Raw genomic sequence first — 15,556 nt, 5'->3', positions numbered from 1 at the left:
CGGAACTCCAACCATTCTCAAGGGGGACAGCATGCAAGACGTTCTTCCTCCCGGAGCCGTGCTTCCAGATCCTTTGCACATGCTTTGCATGTCTAATCAAATTGGCGAAAGCCTCTGCGCGGAACCGCGCCCGCTCGCGTCATGACGGCCCCGCAAATCGTCGTGCTTGGCGCGGGGCCGGCGGGCGCCAGCGTGGCGCGCGCGCTCGCCACGCTCGGCTACGCGGTCACCGTGGTGAGCGAACGGCGCCGTTTCGACGCTGTGGAAAGCCTCTCCCTGCACGCGCTCGGCGGACTGCGCCGTGCTGGCCTGTTGCGTGCCGCCCTGTGCGCACAAGGACCGAGCGTGCGCACCACGCTCTGGAACGGCGCCATGCAGACGGCCAACGCGGACTTTCTGGTCGACCGGCACGCGTTCGATGCGGCCCTGCGCGACGATCTGCGTGAAGCAGGCGTCGAAATCGTGGAGGCCGCGGTGCGTTCGGTACAAACCACGGCGCACACGCACGACCTGATGATCGAGACCGCCGACGGGCCGCTCTCGCTGAATGCCGACTTTCTCGTCGAGGCACGCGGCCGGCTTGCGCCGCTCATGCGCGACGCCACGCGCGGCCCGCAAACGCTGAGCCTGCTCAACGTCTGGCAAGGCGCGGCCGCCTCTGCCGCTAGTACCGGCTCGGCCGTGGAAAGCCTGCAGGACGGCTGGGCGTGGATGGCGCGCCTGCCGGACGGCCGCTGCTATTGGCAGATGACACTCGACGTCGCGTGCGCGGAGCTGCCGCAACGCGACGAGCTGCTCGCATTCTGCGCTCGCAAGCGGCGCTCGCCGCTCGCGAGCGCGTTTTTCGCCAGCGATACGGGCGCGCACGCACGGCTTCATGCGCGCAGCAGCACAGCCACGCTGTGCGGGCGCGCCGGCGCGCGCAACTGGTTGCGTGTGGGCGACGCCGCGATGGCCGTCGATCCGCTCGCGGGCAACGGCATCTTGCAGTCGCTCTCATCGGCCTTGCAGGCGCCCGCCGTGATTCACACGCTCATTAGCCGCCCCGAGCGCGCCGATCTCGCACTGCGCTTTCACCAACAACGCATCGAGCACCTGTTCAGGCACTTCGCCCGCACCGGCCGCGACGTCTACGCGCTCGAGCAGCGCTTTGGCGCAGCCCCCTTCTGGCAGGCGCGCAGCCAATGGCCGGACGACGAGCGCACGCATCAGGTTCCCGATTTCGGCCAGCTTGCCATCGCCCGCGCGCCGGTGATCGACGGCGATCTCATCGCCGAGGCCGACGTCGTCGTGTGCCCCGATCAACCACTTGGCGTCTGGCATCTCCAGGGCGTGCCGCTCGCGCCCATCGTTCAGGCGCTCATGCACGAGAACGCGCGTGAAAATCCACATGAGAGCGCGCACGAAGCGCTTAAATCCCTCGATGCCGACGCCGCCCACACGATTCGCCAGTGGCTCGTCGCGCAGGGTTATCCGCACGCGCTCGCCTGATACGGCTCCGGCAAAAACACACCAAGTCGCCTAAGCTTGCGCGCTGTCGTCCGCCTTCAGGAAATCGACAAACGCCCGAAGCGGCGCGGGCAAATGGCGCCGGCCCGGATAGTAGAGAAACGGCCCGGAAAACTGCGGCCACCAGTCGGGCAGCAGCGGTTCCAGCGCGCCGCTTGCAAAATGCGGCTTGAGCATGTCCTCGAATAGTGCGATCACGCCCGCGCCGCGCAACGCCATCTCCATCGCGAGATCGAGCGCCGCTGCGGGTTTCACCACGAGCGCGCCGGGCGGGTCGACGCGCAGCGTCTCGCCATCGCGCGCGTATTCCCAGACCGCCATCGCGCCTCCCGAAAAACGCACGCGCAAACAAACGTGCCCGAGCAGGTCGCGCGGATGCGTGGGCCTGCCATGCACGGCGAGATACGCGGGCGACGCCGCCGTCGCGAAGCGCTGCACGCGCCGGCCGATCGGAATCGCGATCATGTCCTGCTCGAGCCGCTCGTCATAGCGAATGCCCGCGTCGCAACCCGCCTGTAGCACGTCGACGAAGCCATCCTCCACCACCACTTCCACGCGAATCTCGGGGTACGCAGCCACGAACCGCGTGAGGATCGGCGGCAGAATGCTGCGCGCCACATTGGCGGGCACGTTCAGGCGCAGCACGCCCGCCGGACGGTCGCGATAGCCGTTCAGGACATCGAGCGCGGCTTTCATTTCGGCGAACAGCGGCGTAATCGATTCGAGCAGGCGCTGGCCCGCTTCAGTGGGGGCGACACTGCGCGTGGTGCGGTTCAGGAGGCGCAGGCCGAGCTTCGCCTCGAGCCGGCGCACCGCCGTGCTCAGGCTCGAAGCCGAGACGCCACCCGCGCGCGCCGCGTCGCGAAAGCCGCCCGCGCGCGCAACGGCGGCGAAGGCGGCCAGATCGTTCATTTCGAACGCGGCGGGTGAGGGATTCGCGGGCAGAGGGTTCTCGTGGGTCATGTCGGTTTGGGTGCGGGCGGAGGGGTCCATGCGAGGGGTCCATAACGCATTGTGCGGAATTTCGAACAACCCGTGCGGATCAGGCGGGATTATCCAACAACGCGAACGCGCCCATACTGGCGCCATCCGTTCACGAGGAGCACGACATGCCCCAATCGTCCAGCCAACCTTCCCGCACGTTCGCGTTCGCGGGCCGCACCGTCAACCGCATGGGCTACGGCGCCATGCAACTCGCCGGCCCCGGCGTATTCGGTCCGCCCAGGGACCGCGCGGCGGCGCTTGCCGTGCTGCGCGAGGCGCTCGCGCTCGGCGTGAACCATCTCGACACCAGCGACTTCTACGGCCCGCACGTAACGAACCAGATCATCCGTGAGGCGCTCCATCCCTATGCCGCAGATCTCACGATCGTCACGAAGGTGGGCGCGGTGCGCGATGCCACGGGCGCGTGGCTGCCCGCTCAGGAGCCCGCCGATATCGAGCGTGCCGTGCAGGACAATTTGCGCAATCTGGGTCTGGATACGCTCGACGTGGTCAATCTGCGCATCATGGGCGACGTCCACAAGCCCGCCGAAGGTCCTCTCGAGAAGCAAATGGAAGCGCTCGCCGCGCTGCGGGAACGCGGCCTCGTGCGCCATATCGGCATCTCCAACGCGACGGCGAAGCAGATCGACGAGGCCGGGCGCATTGCCCCGATTGTCTGCGTGCAGAACCACTACAACCTGGTGAACCGCGCCGACGACGCGCTGATCGACTCGCTTGCCACGCGTGGCATTGCCTACGTGCCGTTCTTTCCGCTCGGCGGCTTCACGCCGATCCAGTCGACGGCGCTCGCGCAGATCGCGCAGTCGCTCGACGTCGCGCCGATGACGGTCGCGCTCGCGTGGCTCCTGCATCGCGCGCCCAATATCCTGCTGATCCCGGGCACGTCGTCGCTCGCGCATCTGCGCGAGAACATGCAGGCGCAAACGCTCGAACTGAACGGCGAAGTGCTCGCGCGGCTCGACGCAATCGGCAAAACGGGTGCATGAACCGGGTCGGAGCATTCGAACGGCGAAAAAAAACCGCGGTCATCGGACCGCGGTAGAAGCTTTCTGCGATGCTTATCGACCGCGTGTGCCGCTTACTCAGGCGGCACACGCGGGAATCACGACGAGCGTTGCACTCAGGTTTGCGAATCCTGTGCCGCATCGCCTGCATCGGCTTGCTGGGTGTCGTCGGCCTGCTTCTCGTCCTCTTTCTTCTCGACCATTTTCTCGAGCGCCCCCGCGCCCTCGAAGCCAGCGATCGCCGCGGCCGCCTTGGTCAGGAAGCCGGCATCGGCGTCGACCTTTTCCGTTGCTTCCACCGCCGCAATCGCGCCCGCGACCTTGCCCACTTCATCAAGAATGCCCATTTGATTCCTCCGGTTGATTGCAGTGCGTTTGCCTGAAATTGCCAGGCTTTGCCTGGTTAAAGGCCGTTGCTGCCGCGCGCTGCTTGCCTGCATCCAGGCTGCATGCCCAGAGCAGCGGGCGTTGATGCATTCTGGGCTCGCGCGGTACGCACGGCAATCATATCGCTCAAGAACTGACAATGGTTAACGGTTGATAATGCTTCGAATTACTTACGATACTTTCGTTTTTTTCTTCTTGCCTACGTCTCGAATACAAAATCATTTAACCGCTTGCGCCCTTTCAGTCCACGAGGGCTGGCATAATTCAGGTTTTGCTTTTTAAGCCGGTTGTCGCTATGAGTCTCCATACCTGGTGGCTGTTCCTCGCTACTGTCTTCGTCGTCTGCGCCATTCCTGGCCCCAATATGCTGCTGATCATGTCGCACGGCGCGCAATACGGCCTGCGCCGCACGAGCGCGACCATGGGCGGCTGCCTCTCCGCACTCGTGCTGATGCTGGCCGTTTCGGCCGCCGGCCTGGGCGCGGTCCTCCAGGCGTGGCCGACCCTGTTCAATGCGCTGCGCATCGTTGGCGCGGCCTATCTGGTCTATCTGGGCGTGAAGGCGTGGCGCTCGCCGGTGAGCGAAAGCAGCGCCGGCGCCAGCGACGCCATGACCGAAGCACCCGCTACTCGTATTTCGCGTTCGCCGGGCGCGCTGTTTCGCAACGGCTTCCTCGTCGGCGGCAGCAACCCCAAAGCCATCCTGTTCGCAGCCGCACTGCTGCCGCAGTTCATCGACGCGAGCCGTCCCACGCTGCCCCAGTTCGGCGTGCTGGTGACGACCTTCGCGGTATGCGAGGTGAGCTGGTATCTGGTCTATGCGAGTTTTGGCACGCGCATCGGTGCGACGCTCAAGAGCCGTCGCGTGGCAAAGGCGTTCAACCGCGTGACGGGCGGCGTGTTCGTCGGCTTCGGCGCGATGATGGCGCTCATGCGCCAGTAAGCTAAGACAGCATAAAACCACGCCTCATGGCGCGGGAACCATAAAACTATAAGTTCGGAGTTAAATGCTTCCTTTTTGCTGTCCGAGGGCAGAATCGCACCATGCCAGTGCGTAGGACATTACTGTAAAATTTCATTTTGCTTTCCTGACATATTCCCGCTACTCAAAGCGCACAAGGGCTCTTCTCCGCCCCAGCAAGTGAATGCTGCCGACGCGTCGGTTACTGAGATGCGAACGTTTGAGAACTATGGCGTTGAGGAACACACGAAGAAGCGAGCTGAAGCGCAAAGATGCTGGTATCGAACCCGGAAGTGTCTATGCGTCCAAATAATCAAATCGCACCCCCGCCAGCGCCCGAACATTTCGTGTTCGGTAGCTGGGTAATCTTGAGCGCAACGCGTTGTTCCGCCGAATCAGGACGGATCGCGACAGTCCGCGCCCAGGAGGGGCTCACAGGCACCACCGGAGACAAATCTGGGGCGTGGGCTCGTCGGCATTAGGACTGCCATTGCCGCCAATTATTCATGGCATGTCGCTTTACATCACCTTGCATCCTTCACAAACGAGTGCGCGCGGCTCGACACTTTATGTGGAAAAGAGACAAAACGAGTGGCAATGTCAAAGTACACCAGTACAGTAGAAGAACGCTTGGGCAAAGCGATTGCGAGAGAACGCACAGCCTTGGGGCTCACTCAGGAAGAGTTGGCTCAAGCTATAGGCGTGCAGCAGGAAACGATAAGCCGGTTTGAGAGGGGCGCTGTGCTGCCACCACTTCAGCGACTGATCCAGTTGGCTGATGTCTTTGATATTCCGCTTGACAACCTTGTTCGCGGAACAACCAATCGTGCGGCAGACGACGGGCTTGAGATCGCGGCAATGCTGAAAAAACTCAACCCAGAAAATCGTGAATTTGTCCGTCGTTGGGTGATTGAGATGTGCGAGCAGTTGGGACGCAAACGGTAAACCACTTAAGGCAAGTGGTCTTCGGTTTGAGATGTGCGAGCAGTTGGGACGCAAACGGTAAACCACTTAAGGCAAGTGGTCTTCGGTTGATCGCGCTGAATCAACGCCGCACGGGCATCAGGCACGGCCGAATCGACTGCGCGTCGCACCGCAATGACTGATGAAGCCAGGCACGCGCTGTCATGTCGGCCGCCAGCGTTTGGCCGGCCGACCCTTCGGTCAAAGTGGCGAACTCCCTAGACCTACGTTCGTTGCGCCAGCATAGCGGCTCGGGCGATTGCGGCTTTGATGATCTCGCGCTTCCTGTAGCTAGAGACACTTCCCTCGGTTCCGCACTCCATATCGACCTGCAGTATTGTCGGTGTGATGCCGCGTGCCGTACATGCCGCGACGAATGCGAAAACTTTGGTCTGGTATTTTTCTCGCATAGCCAACGCCTCCATGCGCATATATTCCGCATGCATCTGCGCAAGACGTGAAGCCAACTCTCGCTCGCGCCTCCAGGCTGTCGTCGCTGTTATACTCAGCCCCTCCGCTACTGCAGCTACTGACAACTCCCCCCCCTCTGCAAGTGCATCGTTAAGCCGCGTCACAAGATCAACACCCAACTGCAGCCGTCGCGAGACGGTTTGTTTAACCTCAAAATGCGGTTCTTTCCTCACACCGGCCCCCACGTCAAACTTGTTAGTGACAAAGATCTGCTCCATGGTCGCCCCCGTCGCGTAGCTTGCACGAACGAACAGTTGTAGCGGGGCCGGATATCTACCATCGGCAAAGTGTCCGACCTGCCTCTGCGCGACTCCTAATGCGCGCCCCATCTGCGCAGAGGAACCGCAAAAAAAGATATCCCTTAGCGCATGAACTGCCACGTCCGAGGAGATGATATTGATGTTGTCTCTGACGTTGGACAGCGACAATGCATCTTCAACGGTGCGCGAAAGAAACATGTCCATCTCGCCGATAGACGTTGACTCCTCCGGAATCATTCTCCCTAGCCACTTTCCGCATCCGCGACAGCAGCCAACTCTGGCACAGTTCCCGAATGATGGCTGGCGGCCCCGCCCGCAATACGGACACTCAATCTCAAGATGCACGCGATGATGCGGGCAAACGACCACATCCCAGACCCGCCATACAAGGGGCTCGTACACCATCCCCCCCTGACCCGCGAATTCATAAAGACAGACAGGACACCATGCGCGGTGTGTCCGCACCAAAGCCCTTGGTGCGAGCGATTGACGCCACGGCAGAAGCGTCAATCGCCGCAGATCTGAGCGGTTCATGAGCGAGTTCATCGCCTTCGCCCAAAGATCCGCGACCTGCAGCATGCCGTCCACTGTTCCACGGAGAGGGATTTTCGGCACGTCTGGCAAGCGTCGTCCTTCATAGACGAGCGGCGCAACAAGTTCGCGATAGAAGTCGCGAAATGGAACGGACAGGCGCTCCGCGCATCTCAGCGCGAAGCTACTGAGTTGCTCTGCACGTCCGCCAACTTCGGTGGCCATCTCGATATCCATGCGGCCCATCTTGCAACATAAAATGTTGATTTACGATATTACACGATCATAATAAATGCAAGAAATTGATGCATACACGCGACTGCCAGGAGAAGCGCATGCTTCTGCAAATGGCATCCAGATCAGCGTCTGGACGACTGGAAACTGCACTGACGCCTGACGTGCTTCTGGATGGGGTGAAGCAACGTGCTTGTGCTGGCAGCAGATATCGACCGCCTAGAAAGGGTCGCTGGGCTTTTCTCCGACTGACCGGTCCTCGTCGTGTATGTTCACGGGAACCATGAGTTGTATCATCGGGACTAGGCCGTGGCGCTTCGGCATGCGAAGGAACAGTATGTGCGACCGAGCATCCACTTCCTCCAAGAACAGCAGGAACACGTCCCGCTTCCTCGGATGCTACGTGTGGAGCGACCATGCTCCGCACGGGATGGCGGGAGCTGCGATGACCTACGCCAGGGCTACGCGTCCGACCAAAAGGTCATTTTTAATGGCAGAAATAGAAGCCTCAGAGCTGCCTACATCAGGAGGACGCACCGCGAATCAGTTGAATGGCTGGAGACGAAGATTCGTCAACCGTTCCATGGTAACGCCGTTGTGGTTACACACCATGCACCCCACCCTATGTCGCTTGGTCTATCAGGGCGTGCGGGAAAGCAGTTGCATCTTCGCGAGCGACTTCGAGCGATTGCTGAGATGGGCAGATCTCTGGATTCATGGTCACATACATGAGCGCTGTGATTGCACGCGGGGCGGCTGCCGGGTTGTTGCCAACCCGGCAGGATATAAACGAAATCGAAGGCTTGGAAGAGTCACAAATCGGAACTTTGATCGCGGACTTGTGGTGCGAATTTAAATGATTGGCGCACGTGCACCCGATGAATGCGAGGGCCTTATTGCGACCGTAATCGATTGACAGATAGAATCTAAGGACGTCGCCCAGATCTCAATTTGGTCTTCCACCAACGCGAAGCCACTCTTCCTCGATCACATTTTTGTAGACCTTGTTGAGCTTCCACATGTCGACGCCGGAAAGCTTGACAATTTTCGCGATTGACGGATACATCCCGGCTGCGTGTAGCTGTCTAAACGCACCGCGCATTCTTTCTAACATCGCCAGCTTTCTCGCTTCCAAGCTTTCTGATCTTATGAGTTTTCCTCGCTGAACGATTCGATCGACCAAATCGGGAAAGTGCGTTTTCGCGCCCATCACGCTTATACCCAATTTCGCACAGGCATTTTTCTGGTTGATGAAGGTATCACTATTTGCAAGCAATTCAAACTCGCGCTCAAGAGCAACCCAGTCACGTTTCCTAGGTACCGTCGATGTATCTATGTGAGCAGCTTTCCCGCCACGCCAAGGCCCAAGCTTCCCCAGAATGATCCTATGCAGGGGTTGTCGCGAAATGGCAGCTACCGTTGCCAGGCAATCCAGCTTTGGTAGCTGTGATGCGTAAGCGTACGCCGAGACTGTTTCCGGCGAAAGGCCAACCTCCGATATCAAAAGATGGCGCACTCCCCGTATCCTTAATAATTCTTTAAATGTAAAATGCCCGTCGTGACCGTAACTCTCGAACTCCGCAGTCCATGCCAGCAAGCTCATGATAGCGCGTGCCACCCTCACCTCGGATTCGTCAGCGCGGCGAAGACCACGGGCGGCGCCCTCTGCTCCCATCCACGTACCGCAACGGTTACAACAGCCAACCCTGGAAAAGCACCCCACTACTGCTTGTTGCGGCACCATGCATACATGGCAAACCGTAACGAGATCAATTCCGTGTACCGGACACACGGTGACAGCATCGAGGCGCCACAACAAAGGCTCATAGGCCCCCGGCCCCGACAGCATTGACGCGAGACATAAGGGACACCAGGCACGATACCTCCGGAGAAGCTTTTCATCACTCAAAAGCCCAGCGAACGGAAGAAGCGTACACGCCTCTATCCGGCCCGACGCCACAAGTTTTCCCAGTGGCCCGAGATACACTTCGGCAACGGCGCGTGTTCCATCGATACCAGCGAATCGCCTGTGAAGCGCGAGTTGACCTGTGACTCGATGCGGGTAGCTGAGCGGTGAAGGCCATTCGTCAAACGCCCATCTCACCAGATCGCCGAAATTGACGGACGCGCGCTCGGCTGCCCGCTTCCAGAGACTGGAAGAAGCCTCGACAAGACCGGTGCCAACGCCAACCGGCACAACGAGGTCGTAGTTACTCGAAGGGGTGGTTGGGCGCATTGGTGTTCCTGGTTGCTCCGACACGCCCCTGTTTTTCGGCCTTTCCGGACTTGGGTGCCTTCTTGCTGCTAGGTGCGCTGGCTGCCGCGGTAACCGGTCCGTTCATCTCGCCCTGCGGCGCCGCAACGTCCTTTCCGCACAATGGTGTCTTCTTGCTGATCGGCGCCTCGGCTGCCGCGGTAACCGGTTTGTTCGTCGCGCGCCGCTCTTCCGCAAGGTCCTTTTTTGAGGATTCCGCCAGTTCGTTGAGATACTGACTATAGAGATCCCACTCCAAGCGGTATTTGCCACACTGCTGGCTCAGCGCATCGGTCGCCAACCGAACCACGAGGCCGGGACGGCCATCCACACCCCGGCGGATATCGTCAGCGTGCGATGACAGACTGCCCGGTTCGCAGAACTCAGGACCAAGCCGTTCTTCCATTTCCTCGATGAAGGTGGTGAAACCTTCCAACTCTTTTTCCGACCCACCATAAGCGTCAAGCCTCAACACCTTCGTACGTACCTTCAGCTGGGTGTCGTGCTCGACGATATGCCTGACGTTGGAAGTTCCGAAAATCAGCAGGGGCTGGTGGGTTTGGGCGACGATATCCTTGAGTGAATGTATGGCGCGCGTCATTTGAAGTTCCGATAGGGTAACGGGGATCGTGTTGCCCTCGTCGACGAATGTGACGAGGCCTTCGCACCGGGCATTTTTGACGAAACTGTCCCACAGCGCCTCTTCCTCCCTGGCCCCAGACGCAGCCGCCAACATACTCCGTGGTGCGCCCTCGGTGATATCTCCATACAAGATCTTGTTGAACGGAAGGATTTCGCCACTTGACACATAAGCTTGTGTGATTGCCGCTCTCCAGTTGAACCGGCCTTGCCGGTCAGGAGAGGGCACTGAGAATCTGAAACAGCCCCGCTTTTTCCCTGCCTGCCGCGCCAACTCATCGACTATCCCCACTAATGTCTCAAACAAGGTAGTCTTTCCGACACGGGCAGGACCGATGACAACTATCAGAAGATCTCGAGAACGTCCGTTAATCGCATTGAGAATGGTCTGCAAGAGATTCGCAAACTTAGGATGCAGACACACCCACCGGTTAAGATCGTCAATTGCGTCGATAACAGGCTGAGGTGTAAGCTCCAGCTGTCGCGCCATCGCTGCGTAGTCAGGTTTTGCCATGATGCCTCCCCCGATTGCTCTTGAAGCGGGAAATACAGTCTGAAAAGTCAAACGCAACAATATCGCGATCCGTATTATTTATTAATACGTCCACCAGCCTTGATGAAGGCAATGAAAGCTCCCGACTGCTGCAACATCGCTGTGTAGTCAGTTTTTCCATGACACACCTCCTGTTTGCGGTTCAAACTAGAAAGACAGGCGGGAGGGTCGCACGTTGATATCGAAGTTCCTACCTTTTGTTGTCGCGTCCGGCAGAACGGTGCCGTTGTTGCCCGTGACAGCGTCGACGGGTTTGCCGTTCGCGTTGAGGGCATCCCCGTCCACTTTCGGGACGCCTTGCCTCGCCACAGCGGCTGCAGTGCCCGAGGCCGATTGCACGTTGCCTGGCACTTGAGCGCACTCCCTGGCTGTTGTGTCGGACGATTCGCTGGCCATTGCACCCACTCCAATATCGGGGGGTGGATGGAAGTAGTTGTCTGAGTCGGGCTCAGTCTCAAGAAGAGACGGCGCCCTGTTCATTAACCTGTCCATCTGCTTCGCAAGGACTTCCTTGTGCGCAGGGTCGCGCTCCAGCTCGAGGAGCTTTTCTGCGAGCGCTTTGGCGACGTGGGCCGGGTTACGGACGCCCCTCAGCTTTCCAAGTCTGAGTTCAGCGATGACACCAAGAAGTTCGCGCTTCGAATAGAGTGCAAAAAAGTCCGCGTAAATGCATTTCGCGTCGATCCACCCGACCTCCTTGCTCACATAGACGTAGACGAGACCGGGGTGGATCAGATCCACACGAACATGTACGGACTTTCCCCGGAACCGCTTCAGGTCTTCCGAGAAATACGCCAGGTTATTCACTTCGATATAACCTTCGTCGCGAACCTTGCGCAGCCCTTCATTTGAGGCAGGTGGCATGCAAAGACGTCGCAATGAAACCGAGAGCTCAAGAGTTTTGCGGTATGCGACACCGACTTCCTCCTCCTGGCGCGCGATATAGTCCTTGACGGGTTCATCTCCCGTCCGCGCTGACCCCACCTCCAGTTCCACCTCGTCGAAGATACCCACGAAGTATGCGCTCAACTGCGTGAGGGTCATGAGTTCCGGATTCCGCGCAATGAAGGTCCGCGAAAAGTCATACAGGCTCTTGACCGCCACGGTGTTGCCCGCCAGCAACTGCAATGTCTGGACGGTGATCTTGTTGTTGGCCGCTTCGACCGGGGCCCCATAGCGAGGTTGGTAAGGAGGACGCCACAGGAGGTGTGATTCTGCTTCCTTCAGGATGCGGTGCATAACAATCGCATCGAACTCCGGTGCGTTATCGACGACGATGAATAGCGGCAGGCACCTGTTCCTACGGATACATTCAAACAATACCGTCATGACCGCCGCAGCGCTCGGCGCGCTAAACGAAATCGTCCACGCGAGCTTCCGCCCCGTCGCTACGTCGATCATCACCGTGAGCCATACCTGGCTCTTGATGCGTCGACGATTCGCCGAATTCTCGATTCTGATGGCGAGTGGCGTGTGGTCGATATGCGCGAGAATAAGTGGCGTAGTGACCTGATAGAGGGGATTTATCGTACCCGGCCGCGCAAATCCTGCAATGGCGTAGCGAGCTGCACTCCCATCCCGGAATTGGACGAAGACGCTCCGATCGCATGCATTGTCACGCGCTTTGGCGGTCGTATATGAAAAAGGCACTAGATGGAGGCGCTCTGCCAGCCTCGTGAACATGCCATGTGTGGCACGGAGAGTCCATTTTTGTTTCAGGCGGTGCTTCAAGTAAACAACGTCCCAAAGCCGCTCGATCTCCGGGTACCTCGCCGCTCGATTACCACGCGCATGCCATAGCGGGAGCAGCCCAAATATCGCACTGTTGTACATCAGCTCTCCGCGCTCCGCCTGTGATTTCCAGAGTGCTTTCGTCGCCGGAGAGATGAGCGTACCCTCCCGCGTGCGACCACTTCCGGGCCACCAGTATGAGATTGGCTCAGAGAGCGCGGTCAGCTTGCGTTGGGCATAGTCGTCTGCTTCGGGCGACACAAACTGGATGAAGTCTGGCTCCGTGTCCGGTTTGCCGCTCCCCGATGGTTCTTTGTCCGTTGTATGCAGTGAGAAGAAACCGTCGCTCCCGGCCTTGGCCGCCTTGAAACACTCATAGGCGGTGGCGTCCCTGAAAACCGCAGAAGAACGCATGTCGGTCAGTGGCTGAGACCGCAGCGGGAAGAACACCCGCTGGCTGATAATCAGATGGTTGAGATCGTCCGGGCAGATCAGCTGCTGGTCAAGCAGATCGCGCCGAAACATGTATCCCCTGGCCTTTATCATCGCCACCACAGTCTCGCAGGCGGCAGGATTCCGAACCTTGTAGTCAGGCAGATGGTAGCGGCTGAGTAACGCTATGTTGGTCAAATACCAGCGACCAAAGTGCTTCTCTGTGAGTATCTGGTATTGGAGGCCGTATTGTGACAAACGCTCTACCACTGGAGGACTTGTCCAGTGTCCTTCGTCGACTTCCTCGTAAAGCGCACTTCCGTCCACTACGCTCTTTTTCAGCATCGATGTCGGGAAGACATCGACGAATCCGCACGATACCTTGTCAATCTTGAATACAAATGGTCTGACTACGTCAACCTGTGTGCGAGTACCATGGCTGACGCTGTAACGAACACCACCAATGTCCTTCGCCCAGCTCCAATATTCGACACATCCTTCGAGCGGATCATCGAGCTCATGCAACAGCGCCGACTGCAGCGTGGCATCATTAAGCCGCACCGAAAAGCCCATTAGCTGACTAACGTGTTCCCCCCGCATACGACCGGTGCGAACACGCGGTTTTGGTTCCAGGGGCTTACCATCCCGGATCTCGTTCACGAGCTCGATCCCCTGCTCCGTAACGAACAGGCGTTTAAGCAGCGCCTCAAGCAGGTCTGTGTTAATTCGTTCCACGATGCTCCCCATCGCCGACTTGCGCCGCCCCTAGGAAATTGCCGGGCACGCTCGCCCGCGATCTTGGAGTCGCAAAGGAGCGTCGAAGCGACGATTTTCGTACAAAAATAGGATACCTAACCAATTCCCCTTCAATTAGTTCATTTAGGAAGACTGCCTCCACCTCGACTTCGTCGTATCCCACGGAAGCCTGCCGACACTGACACATCCAACGAGTTCGGCAGATGTGTCTGTCTATGTGACTCGCCACGCATCGCGACGCACGCGTGCGCCCTGGTTCTGGCATTCGCTCGACCGCCCCCGCTGTGCCCGTGTCGACGTCCGAGGCATCGAGACGTCGCTACCTCAGCTCTGCACGGAACCCCACTTCAGGCGGCCCTCAAATTGGGGGCGTTCGATTGACGGAATCGGTCGAGCGCAAACTGCCCGAAGGCCCTTTGCGGACGGATCGGTTTGCGGCCGTCGCCGGCCCGTTGCGTAGTTCCGTCTGTCCGAGTGCCACCGGTCCTTGTCTACGTATCCGGCCGTGCCTCCGCGATGAGCCAGACGGTGACCGTCGCGGCGGCGGTTCCCGCAGACGCGCCCGCGCCAGCTTCGAAATACCCCCTCGAATCTTTCGCCGCTCCATGGCCACCTCCAGTCAATTACGTCCGCCTTCCGTCGAACAGAGTGTATTCACGCGTCCTGTGATTTCAAGCCCGCTCGGGACGGGTTGCCAGCTCGAGCTCGAACCGACCGATAACGTTTGTTAACGATAATTTGTAACGACGAACAGATAAGTTGTTGAATTTTCAACAGATTGCGCCCCACTTAACGGCCGTCGGGAATCGCGCATCCGGGGCTGGATAGCGCGACCTCGCCGACATGGCCGACACAGTCGCGGATGGAATTGTCCATAACGCGTGCTCTGCGCGGGATGATCCCGCCCAAGGACGAATCTCGAAAATGTAAAGCAGCGGGAAAAACGGCGAGAGGCCGACAGGACGGTGTTTAGCGTCCGATTACCCCCCTCGACAAATGTGCCAGCATGCACATTCCCGGGTTTTTTGCGCGCTCCTCGCAGTCCAATTCCCAACAGCGCCGTGGGCGGATTCCCGGGCTGCTTCCAGGGCGGTTAGGGCATCACCGTCCTTATTCAGATTCCCATCACGAAAACAATTCTGCATTCCTTACTGATCCGTATGATGTACCAGTTGGTTAATTTTGGTGTGAACTGGAAGGCCCCTTTGAGCGCCCGAAAAAAATTTTTCATTTCGCGCAATAGTCCGTGTTAAATTAAATGCTTTACTAATATTGATTGGTATTATCCGCCGGAGTCGCGGCCGACAGGGCAACTGCGCGGTCAGGGCCCCCACGCGCGGGGGAGGCGCACGCCAAGACGGCGCAGTCGTCCGGCTTCCTGGCTTCGAGGACGGGCCCGGAGTGTCCCGGGATGGCGTGAGGCAGTCTGTCCGAGGAAGTCAGGCTGGACGCAATCTGCGGAACCCGAGGAAACGCAGACGGTGCGGCCACCACCACTGTCATGGGCGCGACGCGCGATGCGAGCACGCTTATTTCCCCACCCCCGCTCCGCTAGCTTCCCTTGCACCGTCCGGACCGTCCAACGGGTAGTTGACATTGCGGCAGGAAACGAGCTACCACGCCTCCTGTTTCTTACCGGTACGGTGGCGGCGCCTGTCGTTGAACCTTTCGGGCCTCGCGCCGCTTTTTGCCCGCAGCCCGGCGGAAGAAATGCCGGCGGCGGGGCCAGAACGTTCCCCGGCACCCTGCAAGTCGCGGGGCACCGTGGCTGGCGCCCGTCAGGACCCGGTGTCGCGATCGGGCGACGGGGCAGCAACTAGGATAACGCCCCTTATCACAGCCAGGCCGCCGGCGCTCGCCGGCCTG

At 59.4% G+C, this 15,556-nt stretch carries 11 protein-coding genes and 1 pseudogene; 4 read left to right on the top strand and 8 right to left on the bottom strand.

Translation table 11 applies throughout. The annotated features are described in order from the left end of the window. The first annotated feature begins 141 nt into the window (after nt 1-141). Nucleotides 142-1,491 (top strand): flavin-dependent monooxygenase QhpG, encoded by a 1,350-nt coding sequence (qhpG, locus tag P5W99_RS31620; RefSeq protein WP_421028503.1) that lies wholly within the window; start codon nt 142-144, stop codon nt 1,489-1,491. A 30-nt stretch (nt 1,492-1,521) separates the two neighbouring features. Here the strand turns inward: qhpG and P5W99_RS31615 are convergent, their stop codons facing one another. Further along, nucleotides 1,522-2,472, bottom strand: coding sequence for a LysR family transcriptional regulator (locus tag P5W99_RS31615; protein WP_421028782.1), 951 nt, complete (start codon nt 2,470-2,472; stop codon nt 1,522-1,524). Between the two features lie 146 nt (nt 2,473-2,618). Here P5W99_RS31615 and P5W99_RS31610 point away from each other — a divergent pair, with 146 nt between their 5' ends. Beyond that, a complete protein-coding gene (locus P5W99_RS31610) occupies nt 2,619-3,500 on the top strand; it encodes an aldo/keto reductase family oxidoreductase (protein WP_421028502.1) in 882 nt (293 codons plus the stop codon). 134 nt (nt 3,501-3,634) lie between these two features. Here the strand turns inward: P5W99_RS31610 and P5W99_RS31605 are convergent, their stop codons facing one another. Next, on the bottom strand, nt 3,635-3,865 hold the full coding sequence (locus tag P5W99_RS31605) for a hypothetical protein (protein WP_421028781.1): 231 nt from the start codon (nt 3,863-3,865) through the stop codon (nt 3,635-3,637). Nucleotides 3,866-4,200: 335 nt separating this feature from the next. Here P5W99_RS31605 and P5W99_RS31600 point away from each other — a divergent pair, with 335 nt between their 5' ends. Both P5W99_RS31600 and P5W99_RS31595 read left to right on the top strand, forming a co-directional pair. After that, entirely contained in the window at nt 4,201-4,848 is a 648-nt protein-coding gene (locus P5W99_RS31600; protein ID WP_421028501.1) for a LysE family translocator, read from the top strand. A gap of 615 nt (nt 4,849-5,463) precedes the next feature. Beyond that, nucleotides 5,464-5,811, top strand: coding sequence for a helix-turn-helix domain-containing protein (locus tag P5W99_RS31595; RefSeq protein ID WP_434666257.1), 348 nt, complete (start codon nt 5,464-5,466; stop codon nt 5,809-5,811). 242 nt (nt 5,812-6,053) lie between these two features. Here P5W99_RS31595 and P5W99_RS31590 read toward each other — a convergent pair whose 3' ends face one another. The 6 genes and pseudogenes from P5W99_RS31590 to P5W99_RS31565 form a co-directional block, all read right to left on the bottom strand. Next, nucleotides 6,054-7,328, bottom strand: coding sequence for a TniQ family protein (locus P5W99_RS31590; protein WP_434666255.1), 1,275 nt, complete (start codon nt 7,326-7,328; stop codon nt 6,054-6,056). Nucleotides 7,329-8,271: 943 nt separating this feature from the next. Further along, nucleotides 8,272-8,928 carry a hypothetical protein gene (locus P5W99_RS31585; protein WP_434666643.1) on the bottom strand — a complete coding sequence of 219 codons (657 nt, stop codon included), beginning with the start codon at nt 8,926-8,928 and terminating at the stop codon, nt 8,272-8,274. 174 nt (nt 8,929-9,102) lie between these two features. After that, nucleotides 9,103-9,561: pseudogene (locus P5W99_RS31580) on the bottom strand (TniQ family protein); the annotation flags it as partial. Beyond that, complete coding sequence (locus P5W99_RS31575; protein ID WP_434666252.1) at nt 9,536-10,732, bottom strand: hypothetical protein; 1,197 nt, start codon at nt 10,730-10,732, stop codon at nt 9,536-9,538. The pseudogene P5W99_RS31580 and the gene P5W99_RS31575, both read right to left, overlap by 26 nt. After that, nucleotides 10,719-10,892 (bottom strand): hypothetical protein, encoded by a 174-nt coding sequence (locus P5W99_RS31570; protein WP_434666249.1) that lies wholly within the window; start codon nt 10,890-10,892, stop codon nt 10,719-10,721. Before P5W99_RS31570 ends, P5W99_RS31575 begins: the two co-directional genes overlap by 14 nt. Nucleotides 10,893-10,918: 26 nt before the next feature. Then, complete coding sequence (locus tag P5W99_RS31565) at nt 10,919-13,669, bottom strand: transposase (protein ID WP_434666247.1); 2,751 nt, start codon at nt 13,667-13,669, stop codon at nt 10,919-10,921. Nucleotides 13,670-15,556 lie beyond the last annotated feature (1,887 nt).

Origin of the sequence: Paraburkholderia sp. A3BS-1L (assembly GCF_051125215.1) — a bacterium.
Taxonomy (GTDB): Bacteria; Pseudomonadota; Gammaproteobacteria; order Burkholderiales; family Burkholderiaceae; genus Paraburkholderia.
Note: the sequence above shows the minus strand (reverse complement) of the source record. Positions and strands in the feature narration are given on the sequence as shown.

Excerpts from the sequence above, each read along its gene's own strand:
- qhpG (WP_421028503.1), top strand. The coding sequence starts at position 142 with ATGACGGCCCCGCAAATCGTCGTGCTTGGCGCGGGGCCGGCGGGCGCC.
- P5W99_RS31615 (WP_421028782.1), bottom strand. The coding sequence starts at position 2,472 with ATGACCCACGAGAACCCTCTGCCCGCGAATCCCTCACCCGCCGCGTTC.
- P5W99_RS31610 (WP_421028502.1), top strand. The coding sequence starts at position 2,619 with ATGCCCCAATCGTCCAGCCAACCTTCCCGCACGTTCGCGTTCGCGGGC.
- P5W99_RS31605 (WP_421028781.1), bottom strand. The coding sequence starts at position 3,865 with ATGGGCATTCTTGATGAAGTGGGCAAGGTCGCGGGCGCGATTGCGGCG.
- P5W99_RS31600 (WP_421028501.1), top strand. The coding sequence starts at position 4,201 with ATGAGTCTCCATACCTGGTGGCTGTTCCTCGCTACTGTCTTCGTCGTC.
- P5W99_RS31595 (WP_434666257.1), top strand. The coding sequence starts at position 5,464 with ATGTCAAAGTACACCAGTACAGTAGAAGAACGCTTGGGCAAAGCGATT.
- P5W99_RS31590 (WP_434666255.1), bottom strand. The coding sequence starts at position 7,328 with ATGGATATCGAGATGGCCACCGAAGTTGGCGGACGTGCAGAGCAACTC.
- P5W99_RS31585 (WP_434666643.1), bottom strand. The coding sequence starts at position 8,928 with ATGAGCTTGCTGGCATGGACTGCGGAGTTCGAGAGTTACGGTCACGAC.
- P5W99_RS31575 (WP_434666252.1), bottom strand. The coding sequence starts at position 10,732 with ATGGCAAAACCTGACTACGCAGCGATGGCGCGACAGCTGGAGCTTACA.
- P5W99_RS31570 (WP_434666249.1), bottom strand. The coding sequence starts at position 10,892 with ATGGAAAAACTGACTACACAGCGATGTTGCAGCAGTCGGGAGCTTTCA.